We start from the raw sequence: 16,138 nt of genomic DNA, 5'->3' as shown, positions 1-16,138 counted from the left end.
ATGGCTCGCCTGCCCAAACCCTATAGCGCCGGCACACGCCGATCGACGGCCTCCCCGCCCGCCATCCTGACGACGGAAATCGCGTCCACGCGCGACGGGCGCGACATTACCCAGCCATGGGTGCGCGGACTGCGCGAAGCCCGCGACCCGCTGCTCCGTACCTCGGTCGATTGGGGCGCCTATAATGAGGTGCTGCGCGACGATCAGGTCTTCAGCTGCATGCAACAGCGCATCGGCGCCGTGGTCTCTCGTGACTGGGAGGTCATCCCCGGTGACGACGATGATCCGCGCGCCGAGGCCGCTGCTGAGGGCATGAACGCGACAATCAAGCGCATCGGGTGGGACCGGATCACGCGCAAGATGCTCTACGGCAGCTTCTACGGCTACGCCGTGGCGGAAATGTTCTGGGAGAGCGGCCCGGCGCTATTCGATTTCGCCAACGCCAAGGTGCGCAACGCCCGTCGCTTCCGTTTCGACGACGAAGACCAGTTGCGGATGCTCACCCCGTCGAACATGCGGGGCGAAATCCTGCCGCCCCAGAAATTCTGGGTCCATTCCGTGGGCGGGCCGGATGACGACGAACCCTATGGCATGGGGCTGGCCCACTGGCTCTACTGGCCGGTGCTGTTCAAGCGCAATGGCATGCGGTTCTGGAATATCTTCCTGGACAAGTTCGGCATGCCGACGGCGAAGGGCACATATCCGCGCGGCGCAACGGATAACGACATTCGCAGCCTTCTTGGCGCGCTGCAGGCGATCGCCACCGATAGCGGCTTCGTCGTGCCCGAGGGCATGGCGGTGGAACTGCTCAGCGCTGCCCGCTCCGGCGTCGGCGATTACCGTGAACTGTGCGCCTATATGGACGCCGCGATCGCCAAGGTCATCCTGTCGCAGACGATGACCACGGACAATGGCTCCAGCCGGTCTCAGGGCGAGGTCCATGCCGATGTGAAGCTGGAGGTTATCAAGTCCGACGCGGATCTGCTGACCGACAGCTTCACCCAAGGCCCCGCGCGCTGGTGGACGGACTGGAATTTCGGCACCGATGTTGCCGCGCCGATCGTGCGCCGCGTTGTCGAGGAAGAGGCCGACCTGAAGGCGCAGGCGGAGACCGACGCCATCCACGAGCGAGCGGGATGGGTCCGCACGGTTGATAGCTTCAAGGAGACATATGGCGAGGGCTATGTGCGCCGAGATGACAAGGACGCGCCTTCGGGATCGATGCCCACCGCGCCAACCCCAGCCAACTCCAAATCCCCGCCCGATCCCGCCAACGATCCTGCCCCAGCCGTCGATCCGGCCAAGGCGACAGAGGAAGGGACGGCACCCACAAGGCGGGCTGTCAGCTTCGCCGCCGACGATCCCCGGCCGCTCTATGTCTTCCGTCCGCTGCTGAATGCCAGCGAGGTACTGGATTGGGCGCGGGAGCAGGGCTTTACGTCCACCATGCCCGCCGAGGAACTGCACACCACCGTCACCTATTCGAAGCGGCCGGTGAACTGGTTTGCCATGGGCCAGTTCGGCTCCAACTATGGCGAGTTGATCGTAGGACCGGGCGGTCCGCGTCTTGTCGAGCAACTCGGCAGCGAGGGCGCGATCGCGCTGCTCTTCCAGTCCCCCGATCTGCAATGGCGTCACCGAGAAATGGTGGAGGCCGGCGCAAGCTGGGACTATCGCAGCTACATACCCCATATCACCCTCACCTATGAGGGGGCCGACCTCGATCTTGCCGCGATCCAGCCCTATCAGGGCCGCCTTGTCTTCGGGCCGGAGACCTTCGAAGCCATCCAGGATGGCTGGCACGAGACGATCGCCGAGGCGAAGCCCGCGAGCTTCGCGGAAGGTGATGGCCATGACGATGCCGATAGCATCGTCGATCGCATGATCGCCGAGGACGGCTATCGCGTCGCCGATGCCATGACCGGCACGATCTTAGACCGCCTGATGTCTGCGGACAGCGAGATCTCCGCGCGCGCCATCCTTGCTGATGCCCTGGGCACCATGGACGAGACCCCACTCAAGCAGGCCTTGGAGCGCGCCGGCTTCGCCATCCAGCTGAAATCCGCATCTCAGGATGCCGGCAATGAGGAGCTGCGCTGATGCTTATGACGCAGGAGGAGCGCGAGAAGTTCTACGACGATGAAATCGCGCCAGCACTTCTCGCATTGTCCAAGCGGTGCAACGAGGCTGGTTTATCCTTTCTGGCCGGGGTCGAATGGGCACCTGGAGAGAGTGGAACCACGGTCCATTTCGTTCCTGAACACGGCGGGCAGCTTGACCGCGCCTATGTGGCGCTGCGTGCTGGAAACAATGTCGACAGCTTGATCATGCACATCATGAAGCAAGCGGGGCAAACGGGTCATTCTTCAATGTGCCTGACCCTGCTAGGCGTGCCTCATAGCCCCAACGGGTCTGAGGATGGCTGACAACCTCGGCTATTCCATCTTCCTTGAACCGACTGACGTCGTCCGCGCCTTCCAGCAGCGTGGCGAACTGCGGCCGACCGTCCGTTGGTCGGAGATGATGCATGATAATCATGCCGTCGCCTTCACCGCCGCCAAGGTCGCTCGCCTCGATCTGCTCCGCACCCTCCAGACGTCGATCGGCGACATGCTGGCCAATGGCGGCACCTATGAGGAATGGAAATCGGGTATCCTGCCCGACCTTCAGAAGGCCGGATGGTGGGGCGCTGTCCGCAATCGCGAGTTGACCGGTACTGACGCTACCGTGCTGGTGGGCGACCGCCGCCTGCGCAACATCTACAATACCAACGTCCGCATGAGCCTTGCGGCCGGACACTGGGCACGCATCCAGCGCCAGAAGAACGAATTTCCCTATCTCCGCTATGTGCCGTCAACGTCGGAACATAAGCGTCGGCTCCATAAGGAGTGGTATGGCGTCATCCTGCCGGTCGACCATCCATGGTGGCAGACGCATTTTCCGCCCAATGGCTGGCAGTGCAAATGTGGCTTCGAACAGGTCAGCGAGCGCCGCATGCGGCGCATGGGCTGGACTGTCACACCCGACGATCAGATACCGGACGGACCGCCGCGCATTTTCTACCCGGCCGGCGCCACCGATCCGATCACTGTGCCCGCCGGTATCGATCCCGGCTTCGGATACAATCCCGGCACGGCACATCTTCACGCGCTTGCGGACAAGGTCAGCAACTCCATCACCCAGGCAGCCGATGCAGGGCTGATCGACGCCGCCCAGGCCACCTTGCGGGAGTTGATCGACAGCCCTGCATTCGAGCAGTTCCTATCTGTTCCTCAACCATCCTTCCCAGTCATGGTGCTGGGCGACGATATGCGTGGGGCGATCGGCGCGACGGCCCGCGTCGCAGTCATCTCGGACGAGACGCTGGCCAAGCAGATCATCAAGCGCGCCGACCTGCCCACGGCGATCTATCGCGAGCTTCCCGACCTTCCCCAGCGCGCCGACATCATTGCGCGGGACGGTGACAACGTGCTGATCTTCGCGCGGTCGGGTGATGGCCTCTGGACGGTAGCGGTGTTGAAGCGCACCGCCAGCGGCAACGGCCTCTTCGTGCAAAGCGTCCGACAGCAGAATGAGCGCTCCCTCCGCCGCCTGCTGAAGGATACGGAGATCATCGTTGATCGGCGGTAGGGAAATGCGATGCGCGGCGGGGACTTGCATCCCCCGCATGGCGCTCCGTTGCCCCGTTGGGCAGCGTGCTACGGCCGCAAGGTTCACCGTGTCGCGCGCATCGCTTCACCTTCATAGCGCTTCGGGCGTCATTATTCAATTTCCCGCCGAAAGGCGGGGGATGGGGCGCGCCAACGCCCCAAGCCGACGGTCTCGACCCGTCACGTCCTGGCCGGCCATAGCCAGACCCATCCCGCCGTCCGGTCCCGGACAGTTGGAACGTATAGAGAACAATGTGACAGAGTCGAGCCCTCGTACACGGACGCTGAATGCGCCCTGCAACACCCCTGAAATCTTCTTACAGCCCGTCGATCCGGTGCATCCCGTCGCCCCTTATATTGGCGGCAAGCGCAACCTGGCAAAGCGCATCATTTCCCGGATCGCGACGATACCCCATCGTACTTATGCTGAAGTGTTCGTGGGCATGGGCGGCGTCTTCTTCCGCCGGGATGCCCGCCCCCAAACGGAGGTAATCAATGACTGGTCGGAGGACGTTTCAACCTTCTTCCGCGTGCTTCAGCATCACTATATCGCCTTCCTGGAGATGATACGGTTTCAGGTGTCGTCACGGGCCGGCTTCGAGAAGCTGCTGGCGCAAGACCCCAGCACGCTCACCGACCTGCAGAGGTCGGCCCGGTTCCTGTATCTCCAGCGTCTCGCTTTCGGCGGCAAGGTCGCCGGTCGTTCATTTGGCGTCTCCCCCACCAACAGGGCTCGCTTCGACGTGACGCGACTCGGACCGATGCTGGAAGCGATCCACGAACGCATAGCGCCAGTGACGATCGAGCGACTTCACTGGTCCGACTTCCTTAGTCGCTATGATCGTCCCGGCACGCTGTTCTACCTCGACCCCCCATATTTTGGCAGCGAAGGAGACTATGGGAAGGCGCTCTTCTCGCGCGATGAATTCGCTCAGATGGCGACCCAACTGGCCTCCCTGAAGGGCCGCTTTCTGCTGAGCCTGAATGACCGTTCTGAGGTCCGCGACATCTTCGGCGACTTCGCTATTGAGAGCGTCCCGACGACCTATTCGTTGCCCGGAAATCACGCCGCCCAACGGGTCCAAGAACTGATCATTTCGAGTGCCCGATCAGTTGACGGTTGAGTTTACAGTTCGGTTTCCAGATTTCGCCCCTTTTGCGCTTCGGCGCGGGGGGCGAAAGCCGCAGAAAACCGCCATTTTTCGGGAAGTGTAAAGTGGTAGTGAAAAGAAGTGTAAAGTGGCCACGGAAAACCGCCATTTTTTGGCTGGTGAATGGCCTCTTCAGCCCACTTTCAACGCGATTTGCGAAAATAACTCATCCGCCACGACGCCGCCCGTCGAAACCCGCGAAAACGCCCATTTTTGGGGAGTTCTATCCCGATACGTCCCGGCAGCAGCCCCGCATATCCCGCATATTCGAACTGTATAATTAATAGCGCGGCACATCGAGGGCTTTCTGAAGGAAACCGGCATGCCCGCCACGCGCTTCGGGCGGAACGCGGTGCGCGACCCGCGACTCGTGCTCGACATGCGCAACGGGCGGGAGCCGGGCGAGCGGATGATCCGCCGGGTCCGGCATTATATCGCCACACAGCGCGAGGGGGCGGGCCGATGATGATGGCGATCAGGCGCAACCCCCACAGCCGGTTGCTGCACGCCCTGCTCGCCATGGCGGGCGCGGACGCCAGTATCGCGCAGGCGCGCAGCGAACCATGGGCCAGCATCACCTTCCAGGGCGCACGGCACCTGCTGTCCCTGCGCCTGTGCGGCACGGACGCACACCGGCGCGCGGCGGACATGGCCGAGGCGCTGCCGGAGGCGGAGTTCCGCATCCCGGGGCATATCGTCGCCGACATCGCGGTGGACGAGCGATCGCTGGGCTATGAGGAGGACGGCACGCCCTGGGCGATGCTGGAATTATCGGCCCTGACGATCGAAGACTGGTAGGGCGGCGGTGGACGGGTGCGGGCGATCCGTCCTAGCGGGCGCGCGCCGTCATCTTCTGCAGCGTGCCGAGCGCCGCCCGCAACGCTTCATCCACATCGGCGTCGACGCTGTCCTTGACCGGCACCGGCGGCGCGGGCGGGATATGGGCAAGCACCACCGGGCGGGCGGGTGCGACCGGCACGGGATCGGCACGGGGCGCGGGCATGGGGACGGGCGTGCTGGCGGCCCGCAGGCTGAGGCCGCGTTCGAATCGGTCGGCCAGTTCGGTAACGGACAGCCCCTCAAGCGAGGGGCGCCCCATCGGGCGCGGGCTGGAGACCAGTTGCGGCGCGGGCCGCCGGATCACGGCAGCCGCCGCGACGGCCGCTTCCCGGACCAGGGCGGCGTCGTCCAAAGGCTCGGGCGCCTGCGGCATCCGATAATCCTGTGTCGCCATGTCGGGCAGATCGGCCTGCGGGGTGGGCGCGACGGGTTCCGTCACGTCGTCCGGCCGATCCTGGGTCACAGGCGATGGCGCCTTGCCGACCAGATCGACCAGGCCAAGATCGCGCACCGCGAAGATCGGCTGACGCGCAGGCGCATCGGGGTGCGCATCCTGCCGGCGCAGGCTGGGCACGCCATCGTCCACATGCCGCCGGCGACCAAGGCCGGTGAGCTTCGAAAAAGCAAATCCCATGGTTCCACTCCCCTTGTTCGATCCGTTCGCATGGCCGGGCTGCACCGTGACCAGCGCCACCCCCATCGCCACGCCGCCGGCCACGCCGGCAAGAAGCAGCCGCGCGGTCAGCCCATAGGGCGGCGCGGCGGCCGGCAGCATGTCCGCAAGGCCGGTCAACGCCATGCCATGTTCGATGATGCCGACCGGCACGGTCGCGGCGGCTATCGCGCCGCCGATGCCGGCAAGCCCGGCCATCAGATGCGTGGCGCTCAGCCGCTTGTGCATCCGCCGCGTCCTCATGCCGCGCGCGCCCGGCGATCGCCCTGCAGCAGGCGCGCATAGACGGGGGCATAGCGCAGGATGTTCGACGCCCAGTTGCGTTCCGCCTCGACAAAGGCGCGGGCGATGGCGCGGCGCGCATCCCAGCCGCCGCGATCGGCGAGCAGCCCGGCAAGCGCATCGGCAATGGCCTGCGGATCGTCCGGCGGGAACAGCGTGCCCGTCACCCCATGCGCGATCAGTTCGCGATGGCCGCCGACGGAGGATGCCGCGACCAGCCGGCCCTGCGCCATCGCCTCCAGCGGCTTCAGCGGCGTCACCAGATCGGTGAGGCGCATCGCCTTGCGCGGATAGGCGAGGATGTCGATCAGGCTGTAATATTTCTCCACCTCGCCATGCGGCACGCGTCCGGCGAAGACGATATGATCGGCGACTGGAGACGCCGCCGCCTGCGCCCGCAGCGCCGAATCGCACGGGCCGCCGCCGACCAGCAGCAATTTGGCCGTGGGGCGCATCGCCACCAGCGCGGGCATGGCGGCGATCAGGTCGTCCAGCCCCTCATAATCGTAGAAGCTGCCGATGAAGCCGATGATCTCCGCGTCGCCCAGCCCCAGGAAGCGGGCGAGCGCGGTGTCGGGCGGCAGCGGTGTGCCGAACATCTCCATGTCGACGCCATTGGGCGACACGACGATCTTGTCCGCGTCGATGCCGCGCGCGACCAGATCGCCCTTCAGCCCTTCGCAGATCACCGCCACTGCATTGGCCGCGCGCACGGCATGGCTTTCCAGCTGGCGGGTCAGCCAATAGCGGGCGCTGCCTTCCGTGCCGGTGCCGTTGCCGACGGCGGCATCTTCCCAGAAGGCGCGAATCTCGTATATCACCGGGATGCCATGGCGGCGCGCGACACGCTGCGCGGCAACGGCGTTGAGCACCGGCGAATGGGCATGGATGATGTCGGGCCGCCAGTCGCGCACCAGCGCTTCGATGGCGTCGGCCATGGCGCCGATTTCCTTCCACTCGCGCAGCACGCCGCTGCCGGCGCTCAATGCGCCCGGCGTGCGGTGGAAGGTGAGGCCGTCGATCGTCTCGACCGCCGGTCCCTTCGCCAGATGCCGCCGGCCGGTGAGCCCGCGCACCTCCCATCCCTGCGCCAACTGCGCCCGAAGGATCGCACGCGTGCGGAAGGTATAGCCGCTGTGGAGCGGCAGGCTGTGATCGAGGATGTGCAGAACCCGCGTCATGACGGGCCTATCTCTGCCGCAAAAGGATTAACGCCGCGTCAACCCCGATCGGTTAAGCCGCGTCCTTGGGTAGATTCTATCCGCTGCGCGAATGGGCATGGGCAGGCCCTATCCGGCGTGCGGACGGGCGTGGGCGGGAAAGGAGGCCAGCAGGACGGATGATCGACGGCTTTTCCCTGCTGCTGAGCCATGTGCTCGTGCTGATCGTCTTCTGGCGGCTGCTCTCCCGCCCGGACCTCGACCGGGAGGACGGCGATGCGTGACCTGTTCTTCATGGCCTTTCTGGGCGCCTTCTTCGCCATGGGGTTGCGGCGGTCTTTCCTGTTCGTGCTGGTCTATGCCTATATCGACATCGTATCGCCCCAGCGCCTGTCCTATATTCTGCTGAACAGCATCCCGATTTCGGCCATCGCCTTTGCCGCGGCGGCAGGCGGATGGCTGTTGCTGGACGACAAGAGCAACAGCCGCTTTTCCGTGCGACAGCTGCTGATGCTGATCCTGATGGCCTGGTGCGCATGGACCACGGCCCATGCGGATTTCCCCGTCAACGCGGCGTCGAAGTGGAACTGGGTCTGGCGGGCGATGATCTTCGCGGTCTTCCTGCCGCTCACCCTGCGCACCAGGTTGCGGATCGAGGCGCTGGCGCTGGTGATGATCCTGTGCGCCAGCTCCATCATCGTCACCGGCGGGATCAAGACGATCCTGTCGGGCGGCGGCTATGGCGTGCTCAACCTGATGATCGACGACAATACCGGCCTCTATGAAGGGTCGACCATCTCCATGGTGTCGGTCGCGATCATCCCGCTGATCCTGTGGCTGGCGAACCATGGCACGATCTTTCCGCCCGAGCGGCGGGTAACGCTGTTCGCCTGGGCGCTGTGCTTTGCCTGCCTGCTGATCCCCATCGGCACGCAGGCGCGCACCGGGCTCATCTGTATCCTGCTGCTCGCAGGGCTGTCCATCCTGCACATGAAGCGGCGCATCCTCTATGGGTCGCTGATCGTGCTGGCGGGGCTGGCGGCCATCCCCTTCCTGCCCACGAGCTTCACCCAGCGGATGGAGACCATCCAGAACCACCAGTCGGACGAAAGCGCCTCCACCCGCATCGCCGTGTGGAACTGGACGCTGGACTATGTGAAGGCCAAGCCCACGGGCGGCGGTTTCGACGCTTATCTCGGCAACAGCTTCCGCTATGAGGCGGTGAAGTCCGTCACCGACGGCGGCGGCACGCGGATGGAAACCGAAACCATCGTCGACAAGGGCCGCGCCTTCCACAGCGCCTATTTCGAGATGCTGGGGGAACAGGGCTATCCCGGCTTCCTGCTCTGGGCGCTGATCCATGGCATTTCGCTGGCCCGCACCGAATGGATCAGGCGCCATTACCGCAAGGATGCGCGACCCGACCATGCATGGATAGCGCCGCTGGCGACGGCGTTACAGCAGGGGCACCTGGTCTATCTGGTCGGCGCGCTGTTCGTCGGCATCGCCTATCAGCCCTTCGTCTTCATGCTGATGGCGCTGCAAATCGGGCTCGACACCTATCTCACCCGCAAGCGCCGAGCCGAAGGGATCGCGCCCTTCATGGCGCAGCGCGCGTCCGCCGCGTAAAGGCAGGCATCGGCGGAACACCCGGCGCGGAAGGGGGTTCTTCCGGCACATGGCGACGGGGATCGCGCCCATGCCGGGGACAGGCAGAGATTATGGTGCGGGGGGCTTCGCCTGCCGCGCGTAACCCGCTACCTGTCTCAACCATGGGTGCGGGCCGATCGCCCTTCTCCATCAGCGGCCGGGGGGAGACCCCGCCTGCCGCCGCCTGACACTGCAAGAAGGATCACAATGGCTGCCGACAAGAAAGACGTGCTGAGCGGGCTGGACGTCAGGGTGAAGCCCATTTCGTTTCGCGACATGATCGAGACGACGGTGAACTGGCTCACCGTCCATTCCACGCAGATCCTGCTGGCGGCCGCCGCGGGCGTCTTCATCTATCTGCTGCTGGCGGCGGCGCGCCAGCTCGGCATGCGGCTGAAGGGGAAGCCCGGCGAACCGCTCGGCCTGACCGCCGTCATCGGCGGGGCCGTCGCCCGCACCACGCATTTCTTCATGGTGATGGCATCCGCGCGGCTGGTCGCCGGCTATGCCAATCCGCCCACACCGCTGCTTGGCACCGTCAGCTTCCTGTTCGTCATCGCGGCGGCGTTCCAGGCGGCGATCTGGGCGCGGGAGATCATCCTGGGGCTGATCGAGCGCCGCACAGGCGAGGATGGCCAGGGCGAGACGCTGGCCAACGCCATGGGCATCATCCGGGTGCTGGTGACGTTCGCGGTGTTCGCCATCGCGCTGATCGTGGTGCTGGACAATCTGGGCGTGAACGTGACCGGCCTGGTCGCGGGCCTGGGCATCGGGGGCATCGCCATCGGCCTTGCCGCGCAGGGCATTTTCTCCGACCTGTTCGCTGCCCTCTCCATCATCTTCGACAAGCCGTTCCGCCGGGGCGAGATCATCAGCTATGACGCCACCACCGCGCGGGTGGAGCGCATCGGCCTCAAAAGCACGCGGCTGCGCGCGCTGACGGGCGAGCGCAAGATCATCTCCAACGCCAATCTGCTGCAGAAGGAGATCACCAGCCTGCAGACGCTGGTGCAGCGGCGCGTCACCTTTGCGCTGGGCGTCATCTACCAGACGCCGGCGGACGTCGCCGAACGCATCCCCGCCCTGTTGCAGGAAGTGGTGGAGGCGCAGGGCGTGACCTTCGTCCATGCCGGCATGACCGCCTTTGGCCAAAGCTCGCTCGATTATGAGCTGGCCTTCGACGTGCCCGACCCCGACCGGCAGGATTATTTCATGACCCGGCACAAGGTCGCGCTCGCGGTGTTGAGGGCCTTCAGCGAGGCAGGCATCGCCTTTGCCTATCCCACGCAGACCACCTTTACCGCCGCGCCGGACGGCAGGATGGTCATGCCCTATTCCACCACCTCCGCCACGCCGAAACGCGCCGAATCGAAGGCCACGGGGGAATGATCCGCATTCCGCCCCTTTCCACGGCGCGCTGAAATCCATAGACCCTCGCCCATGGCCGACAGACGAAGGAACCCAAGCACGTGACCTCGCGCGAACTGACCGGCCTGTTTTCGCTTTCCGAAGCGCGGACGGACGAGCCGCTGGGCCAGCGGATCAGCGACACGGCATGGCGCATGGCCTTCGGCGCGATCGGCTGGCCATGGCTGCTGCGCAGCCTGTCGGGCGGCACCAGGGCGCAGAAGCGGGCGCTGCTGGACCGGCTGGGGCTGGCGCATGACGCCCTGCCCCATCTGGGCAGCTGGAAGGCCGATACCGGCTTCCTCAAGCATATCGTCGACCGGATCGAGCAGCTGCGCCCGTCCGCCGTGGTGGAACTGGGCGCTGGCGCCTCCACGCTGGTCGCGGCGCGGGCGCTGGCGCTGCATGGCGGCGGGCAGCTGACCAGCTTCGACCAGCATGGCGGTTTTGTCGAGGCGACCCGCTTGTGGCTGGCCGACAACGACCTGTCGGTCGACCTGCGCCACGCGCCGCTGGAGGCAAAGATCGATGGCTGGCCCGGCCGCTGGTACGACATCGGCGCGCTGCCCGAGCGGATCGACATGATCGTCATCGACGGCCCGCCCTGGTCGGTGCATCCGCTGGTGCGGGGCGCGGCCGACAGCCTGTTTTCGCGCCTGACGCCCGGTGGCGTGATCCTGCTGGACGATGCGGCGCGCCCCGGCGAGCGGCTGGTCGCCCGCGCATGGCGCAAGCGCTGGCCGGATATCGACTTCACCCTGGTGCAGGACGGCACCAAGGGAACGCTGGTCGGCATCAAGCGGCTGGCCGGCGGTACGCGCCCGGCCCATGCCATCGCCGCCAACGACAACAAGCGATCCGCGCGGTTCGCGCTACGCGCCGCCGGCATCGCGGCGCTGGTGGCGACCGGCTGGATCGCCCGTGGCGCCCTGGGCGAATTTCCTGCGCCGGCCAGCGCCTCCAGCTTTGTCGATGAAGCGGTGGCATCCCACCGCACCGGCCTGTTGCGCGAGGCGATGGCATCGCAGCTGGAAAGCCCGCATCTCGACAGCGTGGAAATCCGCCGCTCGACGGGCATCGACGTGCCCCGCCTGCCCGCCGGATGGCGCGTGCGCGACGTTCAGCTCTATCCGACCGAGGGCAGCCCGGCGGTCGCCCTGTCCCTCACCACGGCGCAGGCAGAGCCTGTGTCGCTGCTGGTGGGCAAGGCGGAAACCCCGGCGGAAGGCGAGCCGCTGGTCGAACGGCGCAGCCAGGACAATGTCGCCTATTGGGAAGAAGGCGACCTGGCGCTGGCGCTGACCGGCGCCGTCCCCCCGGCGCGCGCGCTGGAACTCGCCGCGCAGATCGCGAGCCGCCCGGACGTTTAGGACAACGTTGCGTCGGGCGGAATCGCCAGACGGTTCGGACATGGCGGCATCGAAGAATCGGCGGCGGCGCCGTGTCGGCGCAAACCGCTCCACAGCCCCGTGCGACAGATGTTGATCACCTGCCGCTATTCGCGCCCGAACCGGGGCGAGGTTCGGCTCCGGGCGCGGCGGTCCATGGCTCTTCTTTTCGAAAAGAACGGTGCCGGCGCGCGCTCACCAAGCACAGGACAGGCGTTGAAGGCTCTGCCCGAGCGGGTCAGATCAAACCGCAGCGGCCGGCGCAGCGCCGCTGGGCACAACATCCCATCCGTCATCCCGAACCTGTTGCAGTATCCATGGTGCCTTCCTCGCCTTACGGCGCGGGAGGAGGAATGGATGCTGAAACAGGTTCAGCATGACGTTTTCCAATGGGTTACGGTACCGCGCGAAGCTGAATGTCGATCGGCCCTGAAGGCGCGGGCGATATGTATCCGGCGCCCCGCCGCCCTCTTACCCGTTATGCGCGCGAATCCACTCTTCCAGCACGGGCGCGATATTGCCGCGCCATTTGCTGCCGTTGAAGATGCCATAATGGCCCACGCCCTTGGCGAGATAATATTTCTTATGCGCCGCCGGCAGCTTGTCCGCGATGATCAGCGCCGCCATGGTCTGGCCGATGCCAGAAATATCGTCCCGCTCGCCTTCCACCGCCAGCAGGCCGATATCGGTGATCGCCGAGGGATCGACCAGCCGACCGCGATGGCTGAATTCGCCCTTGGGCAGGCTGTGCTTCTGGAACACTTCCGCCACGGTCTGCAGGTAGAATTCCGCCGACATGTCGCAGACCGAGCGATATTCCTCGTAGAAATCCTTGGTCGCCTCGGCGCTTTCCTCATCGCCCTCGACCAGATGCTTGAACATCTCCCAATGGCTGAGCATGTGGTTGCCAAGGTTCATGGTCATGAACCCGGCCAGCTGCATGAAGCCGGGATAGACCTTTCGGCCGGCACCGGCATAGGGAAAGGGCACGGCGGCGACGACATTCTGCTCGAACCAGGAGAGCGGACGCTGGGTGGCGAGGTCGTTGACGACGGTCGGCCCCTGCCGCGTGTCGATCGGCCCGCCCATCATGGTCAGCGTGCGCGGGCGCGCCGGATTGCCGTCCGCGGCCATCAACGCAGCCGCCGCATAAGCGGGCACGGAAGGCTGGCACACCGCCAGCATATGCGCGCCGGGGCCGATATGCTCCAGCCAGCCGACCAGATAGTCGATATAGTCGTCCAGGTCGAAGCGGCCGTCTTCCAACGGCACGTTGCGCGCGTCGCGCCAGTCCGTGATCCAGATGTCGTGGCCCGGCAGCAGCCGCTCCACGGTGCCGCGCAGCAGCGTGGCGAAATGGCCGGACATCGGCGCGCAGATCAGCAGCCTGGGGTCGTCCCCGGTCTTGCGCCCTTCCCGGGTGAAATGCACGAGCTGCCCGAAGGGCCGCCGCGCTTCGATCACTTCGGTGACCTTGGCTTCCTGGCCATCGATCATGGTCACGGGAAGGTCGAAGGCGGGCTTGCCGCGCGGCGCGGACGCATGGGCAAACACATCCAGGGCCGAGGCCAAGATCGGCCCGCCACCGAAATAGGCGAATGGATTGGTCGGATTGCTGAGCAGTTCCACGCCGATATCTGCCATGGCGCTCACGCCCGCAAGGAGATTCCGCTGAAATTCATAGGCGTGGTACAACATTTTCAATCGTCCTGTGCGCGTTATGCGACCATGGTTACGTCATAACAGCGCATCGATCTTCAACACGTGAAAGCACTGAATATTGTCATAGGATATAGCCCTTCGCCGTCCCAATTCCAACATATCATGTGGATGATCCTGATTGAGGTTGCGCAGCCGCGCTGCTAAGCGCCGCAGATGGCAGAAACGGGCGCCGCAAGGCAGGATGAGGCGGCGCCGGACGGGCGCCGGGGCGGCAGGGCGCAGCAGCGCGGGGACAGGCGGCAGATGGGCAGCCTGAAACTGCTCTGGCGCCATGCCCTGCGCTATCGCGGGCGCGTGGCCGGCGCGCTGCTGGCGCTGATCGTGGCTTCGGCGGCGACGCTGGCCATTCCCAGCGGTTTCAAGCTGGTGATCGACCGCGGCTTTGCCAGTGGCAACAGCGCCGACATCAGCCGCTGGTTCGAATATCTGATGCTGATCGTGGTCGTGCTCGCGATGGCATCGTCGCTGCGCTATTATTTCGTTTCATGGCTGGGGGAGCGCGTGGTGGCGGACATCCGCACCGCGGTCCACCGCAACCTGATGCGCATGCCGCCCCGCTTCTTCGAGGAAAACCGGCCCTCCGAAATCGCGTCGCGGCTGACCGCCGATACCGCCATCGTCGAACAGGTGGTGGGCACCAGCGTGTCGGTGGCGCTGCGCAACATGGCGACCGGGATCGGCGGCATCGTCTATCTGTTCATGCTGGCGCCGGGGCTAGCCGCGCTGCTGCTGCTCGGCATCCCGCTGGTGCTGCTGCCCATGCTGATCATCGGCCGGCGGGTACGGGCCCTCTCCCGCACCAGTCAGGATCGGCTGGCCGACATCGGCAGCATGGCCGCCGAAGTGCTGGGCGCGATGAAGATCGTGCAGGGTTTCGGGCAGGAAGCGCGCGAATCGGAGCGTTTCGGCGGGGCGGTGGAGAATGGCTTTGCCGCTGCGCGCCGCCGCATCCTCACCCGCGCCATCATGACGGCGGTGGTCATCACCCTGATTTTCGGGTCGATCACGCTGGTCATGTGGCAGGGCGCGCTGGACGTGGCCACCGGGCGCCTGACCGGCGGCACGATCGCGGCCTTCACCCTGACCGGCGGGCTCGTCGCCGGGGCCTTTGGCGCCCTGTCGGAAACCTGGGGCGACCTGCTCCGCGGATCGGGCGCGGCCGCGCGGCTGGGCGAGCTGATGACCGCGAAGGGCGACATCGCGCCGCCCGCCCATGCCGTGCCCATTCCGCATGACGGCAAGGCGGAGCTGGCCTTCGACCATGTCCGCTTCAGCTACCCCACCCGACCGGATACGCTGGCGCTGGACGATTTTTCACTAACCATCGCCCCCGGCGAAACCGTGGCCATTGTCGGCCCCTCGGGCGCGGGCAAGTCGACGCTCATCCAGCTGGCGGAACGCTTCTACGATCCGCAGGGCGGTGCGGTGCGGCTGAACGGCGTCGCCCTGACCGACGCGGACCCCGCCGACGTTCGCGCGATGATGGCGATGGTGCCGCAGGACAGCGTGATCTTCGCCGCATCGGCGCGCGACAATCTGCGCTATGGCAAATGGGATGCCCCCGACGAGGCGCTGTGGGCGGCGGCGCGGGCGGCCAATGCCGAGAGCTTCCTGCGTGCATTGCCTGATGGACTCGACACGTTCATGGGCGAAGGCGGCGCGCGCCTCTCCGGCGGCCAGCGCCAGCGCATGGCCATCGCCCGCGCCTTGCTGCGCGATGCGCCGATCCTGCTGCTGGACGAGGCGACCTCAGCGCTGGACGCCGAATCGGAACGGCTGGTGCAGGATGCACTGGAACGGCTGATGGCCGGGCGCACGACCATCGTCATCGCGCACAGGCTGGCGACGATCCGCAAGGCCGATCGGATTATCGTGATGGACGAGGGCCGCATCGTGGAACAGGGCGACCATGCTTCCCTGAGCGCGGCAGGCGGCCTCTATGCCCGACTCTCGCAGCTGCAGTTCCAGGATTATCCGGTCAGCGCCGCCGCAGCGGGCTGATCGGCGGCGACGGGATCGCACCTCTCGATCATCCTTGGGGTGCAGCCCTGCGGCGCCTTGTCTTGCGGCGAGGACACTCGTGGCCCGTCAGATGCCGCGCTATCCGGATGCTTATGGCCATTGTGCAGGACTGACACGAGGCATCGCTATCGCCGCCGGGTAGGCGATCCATGGGAATGCCAGCCCTTCATGACGACCCGGCACCGGTCGCCAT

General features: G+C 65.8%; 13 protein-coding genes. 10 read left to right on the top strand and 3 right to left on the bottom strand.

Annotated elements, in window-relative coordinates:
- From WFP78_RS03515 to WFP78_RS03490, 6 genes are all read left to right on the top strand, one after another.
- The gene (locus tag WFP78_RS03515; RefSeq protein ID WP_336958678.1) at positions 1 to 2,100 is read left to right on the top strand and encodes a phage portal protein family protein; all 2,100 of its coding nucleotides are present in this window, start codon (positions 1 to 3) and stop codon (positions 2,098 to 2,100) included.
- Positions 2,100 to 2,426, top strand: a complete 327-nt coding sequence (locus tag WFP78_RS03510; RefSeq protein ID WP_336958677.1) for a hypothetical protein — start codon at positions 2,100 to 2,102, stop codon at positions 2,424 to 2,426. Before WFP78_RS03515 ends, WFP78_RS03510 begins: the two co-directional genes overlap by 1 nt.
- Complete coding sequence (locus tag WFP78_RS03505) at positions 2,419 to 3,630, top strand: phage head morphogenesis protein (RefSeq protein ID WP_336958675.1); 1,212 nt, start codon at positions 2,419 to 2,421, stop codon at positions 3,628 to 3,630. The genes WFP78_RS03510 and WFP78_RS03505 overlap by 8 nt, the downstream gene beginning before the upstream one ends.
- 331 nt (positions 3,631 to 3,961) lie before the next feature.
- Positions 3,962 to 4,774, top strand: coding sequence for a DNA adenine methylase (locus WFP78_RS03500; protein ID WP_336958919.1), 813 nt, complete (start codon positions 3,962 to 3,964; stop codon positions 4,772 to 4,774).
- A gap of 349 nt (positions 4,775 to 5,123) precedes the next feature.
- A complete protein-coding gene (locus WFP78_RS03495; RefSeq protein ID WP_336958673.1) occupies positions 5,124 to 5,267 on the top strand; it encodes a hypothetical protein in 144 nt (47 codons plus the stop codon).
- A complete protein-coding gene (locus WFP78_RS03490) occupies positions 5,264 to 5,599 on the top strand; it encodes a hypothetical protein (RefSeq protein WP_336958671.1) in 336 nt (111 codons plus the stop codon). Before WFP78_RS03495 ends, WFP78_RS03490 begins: the two co-directional genes overlap by 4 nt.
- A gap of 31 nt (positions 5,600 to 5,630) precedes the next feature.
- Here the strand turns inward: WFP78_RS03490 and WFP78_RS03485 are convergent, their stop codons facing one another.
- Together WFP78_RS03485 and WFP78_RS03480 are read right to left on the bottom strand one after the other, a co-directional pair.
- Positions 5,631 to 6,542 carry a hypothetical protein gene (locus tag WFP78_RS03485; protein WP_336958669.1) on the bottom strand — a complete coding sequence of 304 codons (912 nt, stop codon included), beginning with the start codon at positions 6,540 to 6,542 and terminating at the stop codon, positions 5,631 to 5,633.
- Between the two features lie 11 nt (positions 6,543 to 6,553).
- A complete protein-coding gene (locus WFP78_RS03480; RefSeq protein ID WP_336958668.1) occupies positions 6,554 to 7,777 on the bottom strand; it encodes a TIGR04063 family PEP-CTERM/XrtA system glycosyltransferase in 1,224 nt (407 codons plus the stop codon).
- A gap of 255 nt (positions 7,778 to 8,032) precedes the next feature.
- Here WFP78_RS03480 and WFP78_RS03475 point away from each other — a divergent pair, with 255 nt between their 5' ends.
- The 3 genes from WFP78_RS03475 (at position 8,033) to WFP78_RS03465 (ending at position 12,183) form a co-directional block, all read left to right on the top strand.
- Positions 8,033 to 9,385 (top strand): putative O-glycosylation ligase, exosortase A system-associated, encoded by a 1,353-nt coding sequence (locus tag WFP78_RS03475; RefSeq protein WP_336958666.1) that lies wholly within the window; start codon positions 8,033 to 8,035, stop codon positions 9,383 to 9,385.
- Positions 9,386 to 9,613: 228 nt separating this feature from the next.
- On the top strand, positions 9,614 to 10,795 hold the full coding sequence (locus WFP78_RS03470; RefSeq protein WP_336958664.1) for a mechanosensitive ion channel family protein: 1,182 nt from the start codon (positions 9,614 to 9,616) through the stop codon (positions 10,793 to 10,795).
- Between the two features lie 80 nt (positions 10,796 to 10,875).
- Complete coding sequence (locus tag WFP78_RS03465) at positions 10,876 to 12,183, top strand: class I SAM-dependent methyltransferase (protein WP_336958662.1); 1,308 nt, start codon at positions 10,876 to 10,878, stop codon at positions 12,181 to 12,183.
- A 489-nt stretch (positions 12,184 to 12,672) separates the two neighbouring features.
- Here the strand turns inward: WFP78_RS03465 and WFP78_RS03460 are convergent, their stop codons facing one another.
- Positions 12,673 to 13,899: a polyhydroxyalkanoate depolymerase gene (locus WFP78_RS03460; RefSeq protein WP_336958660.1), complete on the bottom strand. Its 1,227-nt coding sequence runs from the start codon at positions 13,897 to 13,899 to the stop codon at positions 12,673 to 12,675.
- 267 nt (positions 13,900 to 14,166) lie between these two features.
- Here WFP78_RS03460 and WFP78_RS03455 point away from each other — a divergent pair, with 267 nt between their 5' ends.
- Positions 14,167 to 15,924, top strand: coding sequence for an ABC transporter transmembrane domain-containing protein (locus tag WFP78_RS03455; protein ID WP_336958917.1), 1,758 nt, complete (start codon positions 14,167 to 14,169; stop codon positions 15,922 to 15,924).
- Positions 15,925 to 16,138: the final 214 nt, after the last annotated feature.

Origin of the sequence: Sphingobium aquiterrae (assembly GCF_037154135.1) — a bacterium.
In the GTDB taxonomy this organism is placed as follows: domain Bacteria; phylum Pseudomonadota; class Alphaproteobacteria; order Sphingomonadales; family Sphingomonadaceae; genus Sphingobium; species Sphingobium aquiterrae.
Note: the sequence above shows the minus strand (reverse complement) of the source record. Positions and strands in the feature narration are given on the sequence as shown.

Coding starts and splice junctions, on each gene's coding strand:
- WFP78_RS03460 (WP_336958660.1), bottom strand. CDS start 13,899: ATGTTGTACCACGCCTATGAATTTCAGCGGAATCTCCTTGCGGGCGTG.
- WFP78_RS03475 (WP_336958666.1), top strand. CDS start 8,033: ATGCGTGACCTGTTCTTCATGGCCTTTCTGGGCGCCTTCTTCGCCATG.
- WFP78_RS03490 (WP_336958671.1), top strand. CDS start 5,264: ATGATGATGGCGATCAGGCGCAACCCCCACAGCCGGTTGCTGCACGCC.
- WFP78_RS03480 (WP_336958668.1), bottom strand. CDS start 7,777: ATGACGCGGGTTCTGCACATCCTCGATCACAGCCTGCCGCTCCACAGC.
- WFP78_RS03495 (WP_336958673.1), top strand. CDS start 5,124: ATGCCCGCCACGCGCTTCGGGCGGAACGCGGTGCGCGACCCGCGACTC.
- WFP78_RS03455 (WP_336958917.1), top strand. CDS start 14,167: ATGGGCAGCCTGAAACTGCTCTGGCGCCATGCCCTGCGCTATCGCGGG.
- WFP78_RS03515 (WP_336958678.1), top strand. CDS start 1: ATGGCTCGCCTGCCCAAACCCTATAGCGCCGGCACACGCCGATCGACG.
- WFP78_RS03470 (WP_336958664.1), top strand. CDS start 9,614: ATGGCTGCCGACAAGAAAGACGTGCTGAGCGGGCTGGACGTCAGGGTG.
- WFP78_RS03505 (WP_336958675.1), top strand. CDS start 2,419: ATGGCTGACAACCTCGGCTATTCCATCTTCCTTGAACCGACTGACGTC.
- WFP78_RS03510 (WP_336958677.1), top strand. CDS start 2,100: ATGCTTATGACGCAGGAGGAGCGCGAGAAGTTCTACGACGATGAAATC.
- WFP78_RS03485 (WP_336958669.1), bottom strand. CDS start 6,542: ATGCACAAGCGGCTGAGCGCCACGCATCTGATGGCCGGGCTTGCCGGC.